This is a genomic window from Moraxella caprae DSM 19149 (assembly GCF_000426885.1).
Taxonomy (GTDB): Bacteria; Pseudomonadota; Gammaproteobacteria; order Pseudomonadales; family Moraxellaceae; genus Moraxella; species Moraxella caprae.
This window is the reverse complement of the sequence record NZ_AUGF01000095.1, coordinates 1-2,004: the sequence shown is the minus strand read 5'-3', so window position 1 is coordinate 2,004 and position 2,004 is coordinate 1. Positions and strand designations below refer to the sequence as shown.

Below are 2,004 nucleotides of genomic sequence, written 5' to 3'. Positions count from 1 at the left end.
TAACCAATATCGTTGATGATGATTTGTCATTTTGTACAATAGAAGCCACCAAGTACCAACTAAAAGACATATTTGGATTAGGTTATAGTCTTTCTGTTACAGAAAATTATAAGAAATCCAAAGGTGAACTAGACTGGTAATATACCCATAATCTAAATCTATATAACCCAGCATTTTAAGCCAAGCCTTGAATCTGTTGGGTATCGCTATCGCTCCACCCAACCTACGGGCTACAAACAACTATTGAAAACAGTATATGTGGAAAACCACAGTATCAAAATTTAAGCCAAGCAGAGATCAAAAAATATGCCAAAGATCGTACAGAAGAAATTGCCAGCAAACTGGCAGCACTTCACGATCCAGATCAAGTTGTTGGTGGTAGTTTCTCACAAATCAAGCATATGGGCAGTCGCTCAGCCAATGGTGCGATTGGTGGGGGATGGGCAGATGGAAAACGCGTTTCTCAACTTAAAGAAGCGGCAGAGAAATTAAAAAAATCTGGTGCTACCAAAATGAATATTTCATTCACAATCAAATAGGTATAGATATGTCATTCCAATCAAAAAGATTGCAAGGATGGTATGAGTTTTTCCTTGAACAAAGAGGAAAACCAACCTTTTCCCAAAAAGTGGATAGTCAAGTCATCTTGAATTGGGAAAATAAACTACCAAGTTCTTTACTGCGTATTTGGCAAGAATTGGGGTGGTGCAGTTTTCATAATGGCTTATTATGGATTGTCAATCCTGATGATTATCAATATCTTGTAGATACTTGGCTGGACAATACCAAATATCTACAACTTGATAATTTTTATTGTATAGCCAGAACCGCATTTGGTGAATGTTTGTTATATGGTGAAAGAACAAAGCGAATTATTCAAATTCAACCACAATACAACACTATCTGGGCTGATGATAAACAATTGCAAGAACCCGATGATGACTTTGGAGCAAGCATATCCACATTACTTTACTTAAAATCTGACATAGCAGATTTTGACATCACAGACATTCAAGACGAACCCCTTTTTGAAAGAGCAGTTAAAAAACTAGGGGTATTATCACCTGATGAAATGTATGCTTTTGAGCCATTTTATATGTTATTACCTGATGAGCAGATTATCATTGAACGCCTAATTAAAGTGCGTATGGATGTTTATACGGATATGTTGTATCAATTTCAACCTCCAGTCAGTCGTGGCACTTCATTTAGTGATATTTTTAAATAAAACAGTAGTAGTTCTAAATAAATACTATTTAGAACTATTTTATACCTTATTTAAGCTATATTTAGTTTGTTTTCTACCTATCTACACCTTGACCTAACCCTTGCTCAGTCTCTCTAACTGCAAGATTGGACAATGTAGCTGGCATAAGCCGTAAAATAGTCTTTTACGGCTTTATTTCCTATGATTTCGTCCGTTCTAGAAGCGAGAAAGAATACCAAATGATTACCCCAATTTATGATTTATCTACGCCAAGTAAACTTATAAGTTTACTCTCAAGCCTAAAAGGTCGAAAAATCGTAAACATGATTCGTTTTAATACTGAATCTATTGATGATTTGATTAATTATTTTGAGATAGATCCAAAAGATTTTTTTCTTTAAGCAATGGCTCTATTTTGGTATATTTTGAAGACGGCTTGGTGATTGGTTTTAGTGATGATCCTAGTGGAAATACACTTGTATTATGGGTTGAAAAGAATGAGATGGGTCAGACAGCGGAATGGTTACTAGAGAATTCGGATGAATCCATACCTTTTTATGCTAAAGATTTTGAACAATGGAGTGTTTTTTTGGGAAAGGAAGTTCGTTCGGTTTCTATAATAAAGGAAATTGATGTTAATAATGAAAATCCAAGGATAGATAGTTTACCCAGTGAAAGAGGTATTTTATTTGGTTTTGATAATAGACTTCCTGCAAAACTAGGTTTTCCGTTCGTCCTGAGCTTGTTGATGGGTGGCGGAAAACCGTTATGGTTCGACAAGCTCACCACGAACGGTT

The 2,004-nt window shown here is 35.5% G+C and carries 3 protein-coding genes; all 3 read left to right on the top strand.

Features of this window, described 5'->3' with window-relative positions:
• Window positions 1-191 precede the first annotated feature (191 nt).
• Window positions 192-539: a polymorphic toxin type 15 domain-containing protein gene (locus tag K941_RS16960; RefSeq protein WP_084137771.1), complete on the top strand. Its 348-nt coding sequence runs from the start codon at window positions 192-194 to the stop codon at window positions 537-539.
• Window positions 540-547: 8 nt separating this feature from the next.
• Entirely contained in the window at window positions 548-1,228 is a 681-nt protein-coding gene (locus K941_RS0112395; protein ID WP_029103839.1) for a GAD-like domain-containing protein, read from the top strand.
• Window positions 1,229-1,622: 394 nt separating this feature from the next.
• A partial coding sequence (locus K941_RS0112385) for a hypothetical protein (protein WP_029103838.1) occupies window positions 1,623-2,004 on the top strand: 382 nt, incomplete at its 3' end.

What these genes read in the sequence shown, in the direction of transcription:
- K941_RS0112395 (WP_029103839.1), top strand. Translation starts at nt 548, where the DNA reads ATGTCATTCCAATCAAAAAGATTGCAAGGATGGTATGAGTTTTTCCTT.